Origin of the sequence: Flavobacterium sp. Leaf359, from assembly GCF_001423985.1 — a bacterium.
GTDB classification, from domain to species: domain Bacteria; phylum Bacteroidota; class Bacteroidia; order Flavobacteriales; family Flavobacteriaceae; genus Flavobacterium; species Flavobacterium lindanitolerans.
The window spans coordinates 298-6,071 of sequence record NZ_LMPW01000003.1; the positions used below are offsets into that span (position 1 = coordinate 298).

Consider the following 5,774-nt stretch of genomic DNA (forward strand, 5'->3'; position numbering starts at 1 on the left):
CCAGCATCTACTACCACGTATTTCACTGTATAGGTTCCCGCTGCACTAGTGCTCAGGTCAATTTCTCCGGTTGCTACATTAATTCCAAGCCCGGTTGGCGTTACCTCAAAAGTTCCTCCTGTTGTAAAGCCCGGATTTTTTGTGATTACCGGATTTGCTCCTAACTTACAGAAACTTGTCCCGTTGTATTGGAATCCTACCACAGCCTGGCTTCTTGGATTAATTGTTACGGTTATTGCTGCTCTAGGTCCTTCACAGCCGTTTACATCCACATGACTGACATAATATGTTGTTGATCCTAAAGTATTTGTTGCCGGAGTTGGAGCTGTTGAACTTCCTGTACCTCCTGTTTCCTCTGTATACCATTTTAACGAGTAGCTTCCGGATGGTGTAGCCGTCAACGGCTGTGCTACTGCATTCAAGCAGTACTCTACCGGAGTAACAACTGTTGGCACATCATCAAGACCATTGTAGGCAAATGTGATTGTTTTCTCACAATATCTTGTTTTCCAATGGAAGGTATAATTACCTGATGTACTGAATCCTGAAATCGCAGTTGATTTATTATTTGGATTGTCAATAACCGTTTGTGCCGGGTTGTTTTCGTCAGCCACCCATGTTCCAACACCTTCAGCTGCTACCGTAATTGACCGCTCCTGACACTGAAGTGTACGAGGTTCTGTTTGTATATCTGTATTGGCTGTAATAGATACCGCATCCAAAAGATTACCGATAGCATTGTCTTTCGACCTGAAAACAAAACGGGTTACGTTCTGTCCTGCAGGTACATTATAGGTCCCTTCATAGAAATTCCATAAAAGAGTACCCGGGTGCTCTTCAAGCAAAACAAATGGTCCTGATGGAGGTCCTGCAAACAATTCCAAAACAGTAGCATTACCTCTTGCCGCGTGAGCATAGCTGTATTTAAACTGCGTAATCTCTGAACTGTCAAGGTCCTGATAAACTCCTCTCACATTGTCAGGAGTCGTAACTCCCGAATCAGGAGAAAGAACCTGAATAACCTGCCCGCCTTCGTATGGCATGTAGCCGTCTATTCCTGTGGCATTACCAAAGAAAAATTCGTTATAAAGCGATGATGTCGGGTCTTCTATGGCATTGGTTCTCCATCCCGGAACTATATTCTGAGGATAGAAGTTAGCCAATCCGAAATTAGCTTCCGGTCTTTCAAAACCACCATTCACGATATCTAAATTACAAAGGTCCTGTGGCGTAGTGATGCACACATCAAACGTAGAGATATTAGGAGCCGTATCGTTCAGGGTCATTCTTACCTTGTAGGCAGTTCCCGGTTCTACTCCTGCCCTATATGACATTACCATCGCATTGTTGTAGGTACAGGCTAACTGTTCTAAAGATGAACCATTCACTTTATAGAGTGTAATAGTTATACTTGGTGCTGCCACATCTGGTGTGTAGCCTGGCTGGTATCTGGCTTTTGCAGAGAAATTCCCCAATTCCAGTACGTGTACTTTTGAAGTAGCGACAAATTCAAACCAAATATCTCCGTTGTTCACGCCTGTACAGGTCATTGGCTCTGATGAGGCCGTAGCTCCTATAAAACTTGCTTTGGTAGCTGACTGCTCACAAGAAGCACCTGTATTTACAGGTACAACAACTGCTTTGGAAGCATCATCGTTTCTTACAAATTTATGAGGTCCAGACCAATAACTGTTGTCATTGGCAGCACAAACAGCTCTTACAAAGAATTCATAACTTCCTGCACCCAAATCAGCAAAATCCGATGCTTGTGGCGTGTAGGAATTTGTGGTTACGAGTATTCCGGATTGTGGCAAGGTGTTGTTATCCATTGGCTGTACGACCACTTCCCATTGGGTTTCACTGCCTCCTGCTGTCCAGGAAAGTACTCCCGTAGAGTTTACCGTTAAGTTGGTTGGTTGCGGACAGGTAACCGGTCCGCAGGTTGCAACTCCCGTGTACATTCTTGTATTAGAAAGTCCTATTCCTCCTGTCCACACCTCGTTTCCTGAGGCATCTTTGATCTTGACATTGGCCTCTGTAAACTGCCATGCATTACCACCGGCATTGAATAATGAGAATTCTACTCCTGTACATAAGAATACCGTAAAGTCTACCGGAGAAGGAACCTGGCCAAATGGTCCGGACGGAAATTCCATAGTCTGGACTGTAACACCATTCTGTACTACATTTACACTTCCCGGAGCTCCTGTAGCACCACTGCTTAAAGTAATGGTATATTCACAAAGGTTTTCAAAGCTGCATTTTGTAATAAATTCGAACGGTCCTACCCATTCGCTGTCCTGTGAGGCACTACATACTGCCCTTACATAATATTCATATTTAACTGCCGGTGTTAGGCCAGTTACTGTATACGGATTCGTTGTCGTATTATGCAGGTATTGTGCGTCGCCATCTCCAACAGGAGCAGGCAGTTCTGCAGGCTGTACATAAACGTCCCATGAGGTTTCTGTTCCGTTTGCATCCCATGAAATTTTAGCACCCGTATCGGTAATATTGCTTACCAACAGATTGTTAGGAGCAGGACACACTGGTATGTCTTCTATGACTACCTTATCAATCACCAATAATTGTCCTCTAAAATTCCAAGGATTTGGGTCTTTTTGTGGGATATGCCATGCAATATTGATATCTCCTGTAACACCTGCAGGAAGGTTGATTACTTTTTCCTTCCATTCCGGATTGTTCAAAGGTGGTTCATCTGCATAATCAATTTCATACAGCATCGTGGTAAATTGATTAAGTTCAGCACCATTTGTAGAAAGTTTTACTTCTAGGTCTTCCCTAAAGTCTCCACCCCAAAGCACCCTGTAATAGTAACGCAGGCGCTGGCCAGGCCTTACGGTTATGGTTGGTGAAATCAACCAGTCATCATTATTACCGTTAGATCCCGTGAATATCATTGCCGCATGCTCCCCTTCGTATGGGTTTAGCGTGTTATTCAGGTTCCATGCAAAAGTATCTGCATTGCCGTTCACTACCCGCCAGCATTCTTCTGATACTGATCCCGGGTTAAATGTTTCCACAAACGGTGTCGCATAGGCATTACATAGTGTGGTAAATGTAAAAGGTCCAACCCACTCACTCTGTTCAGAAGTACTGCAATAGGCCCTTACATAATATTCGTATTGCGTGTTAGGTTGCAATGGGTCTGTAGCAAAAGCCGTATTCGTACTTGCGAGCTGTCCGTTTCCGGTAGGGATTCCCGAACCGGGATTCTGTACTACGACCTGCCACTGGGTTTCCTGGTATCCTTTAGTCCAAGACAGGACTGCCGAAGTTTGCGTAATATTGGATGCATTCAAATTAGATGGTGCCGGACAGGCCGGTGCATCTTCAATTTTAACGTCATCAAGATGGAAAACGGATGTACCTCCTGCTACAGAGAAAGATGGCGGTACCCTGAACGCAATGTACACCGGTCCGTTGGCATTGATGTAGATTGTTTTTTCTATAAAATCAGTATTTGTAAAATTCATCAGCGGCATGATGACACTGAAGCTTGCCGGATTTGTATCTGTAGTAGACATCAGGACTTCCACTCCAAATCTAGGATTTGGAAAAAAAGGACTTAAAGCTGCCCTGTACTTAAACTTCAAAGCTTTAGTACCTATTACATTGATAGCCGGAGAAATCAACCAGTCATCATAACTCGGTGTTCCCCAAAAAGCATTTCCTTGTATTGCAGCCCATTCATCATCTAAACGCCAAGCAGCTCCATCTGTATTAGCATCTACAATTTCCCAACATGATCTGTGATTGTTAGTATCAGCAGTATTAAAACTCTCATAAAAAGGTGTCTCAAACACAGCACAAAGGGTTGTAAAATAGAATGGTCCTACCCAGTTGCTCTGTTGTGTAGAAGAACAGTAGGCTCTTACGTAATATTCATATTGTGTAGCATGGGTAAGATCGTCAGCAGTAAACTGAGGTGTATTGATCAACGTCCCGTTACCTGTAGGAACACCCGTATCTTTAGGCTGCACTACAATCTGCCATTGTGTTTCAATATCGCCCGCTGTCCAGGTAAGGTTTGCTGTAGATGTCGTAATGTTGTTAGCGGCAAGATCAAGTGGATCCGGACATTCCGGCTTGTCTTCTACTATAACATCATCTATATTAAAAAGCCATGTAAGTTCGTCTGCATCAGGATGAATATAGAATGCAAAGTTTACATTCCCGGTTATGGATGTAGGTATGTTAATAATTTTTTCCAGTTCCTGATCATTTGTATTGATCAACTGTGAAGGCAATAATACTGTGGTAAAATCAGCAGCCGTAATTCCTGTAGTAGACAGTACAACTGAAAAACGTACAGAACCTCCTGAAGTTCTGTATTTGAATTTAAGCCTTTTAGGAGTTGTTCCCAAATTAATGATAGGAGAAACCATCATATCATTGTTAACGGTTTGAGTATTCCCCGCTCTCATCTCTATATTTTCATAACCTGCTTCCCATTTGTTCCCATCATTGTTAACATCAATCGGAATCCAACAACGCACAGGGTCAGAGGTAACTCCATCAAATGAATCGCTAAAAGGCGTATTATATATACATTGGGTTGCAAACCGGTAAGGTCTGCTCCAATTACCCGGAGTACCTCCACATATAGAGCGCACATACAAATCGTAAGTTCCGCCCGCAACTAATCCTGTATTGATCAGATTGCCTACATTAGTATTAGTAGCCGTTCCTGATCCTGTTGGGGTTCCGGCATCTGCCGGCTGTACCACATATTCCCATGAGCTTGCCAAATTGGCCACGTTATCCCAGGAAACTGTAACACTGGTCGTGGTCACATTACTCAAAGTAAATGTAGCCGGTGGCGCACAAGTAGAGAAAGTCAATTCGAAATTGAAACAGACACTTGCATCTGAATCAAATGTTGTTGAAATCACAATAATATAAGTGTGTCCGGCCTGTACATATAAATTATTGATATAAGCCGACTCACCAGGATTTTCTGTCTTTAATCCCGCAAGACAATTTACCCCTACATCACTACAGCTGTCGTAAACGAATACGCCGCTGAATCCATTTCCGAAACATCCGGAACCCGGTGAAAATGGAAGAGTCATCTGTTTGATATTGACCAGTCCAGTCTGTGTTGGTGTGTAGGAAAAAAAGGCTTTTCCTCCATTAAGGTAATTATCTGTAACCGTAGCCGGTAGACAACCTGTTCCTTGCGTTGTATAGCTCGTCGGGTTATCTGCAAAAAGGTTAAGATTACTCGAGTAAGCATAAGTTGTAGTACTAAAAGGAATCACTATTGGTGAATCACATGACAATCCTCTTTTTTTCGTCCTGAAAGGAAATGGGCCTGCCCATTCACTTGCCGTATCGGCATCGCATACCGTTTTGATATATACATCATAAGCAGTATCTTCATCAAGAGAGCCAACAGGATAAGAGTTCTGTACGCTGATGCCCGTAGCTCCCGGTGCCGTTCCTTGCGTTACAACCTGAATTTCAAAATTTAATGCTGTTGGATGCGTCCAGGCTAGGTTGGCACCACTTGAAGTGATATTGCTTGCTGAAAAATCTGCCTCATTTACTTTCTGGCAGGATTCCATAACCCTGATGTTGTCCAAAAACCACGCATCTCCGCTTGGCGATGCACCGGTTTGGGTATTGATGACCACAAATGCAATATTTACATTTAGTCCAACAGGAATGTTTGCAGGGATAGGAATTATCTTTTCTTCATAGGCCGTCTGCGAACCCACATTAAGGTCTGCTTCTGTCCATGACTTTAA

1 protein-coding gene is annotated in these 5,774 nt (G+C 43.2%); it reads right to left on the minus strand.

What is annotated here, in order from left to right; genetic code table 11:
• Positions 1–5,774 (minus strand): choice-of-anchor J domain-containing protein (locus ASG38_RS17620; RefSeq protein WP_162239652.1); only part of this gene is annotated, 5,774 nt, incomplete at both ends.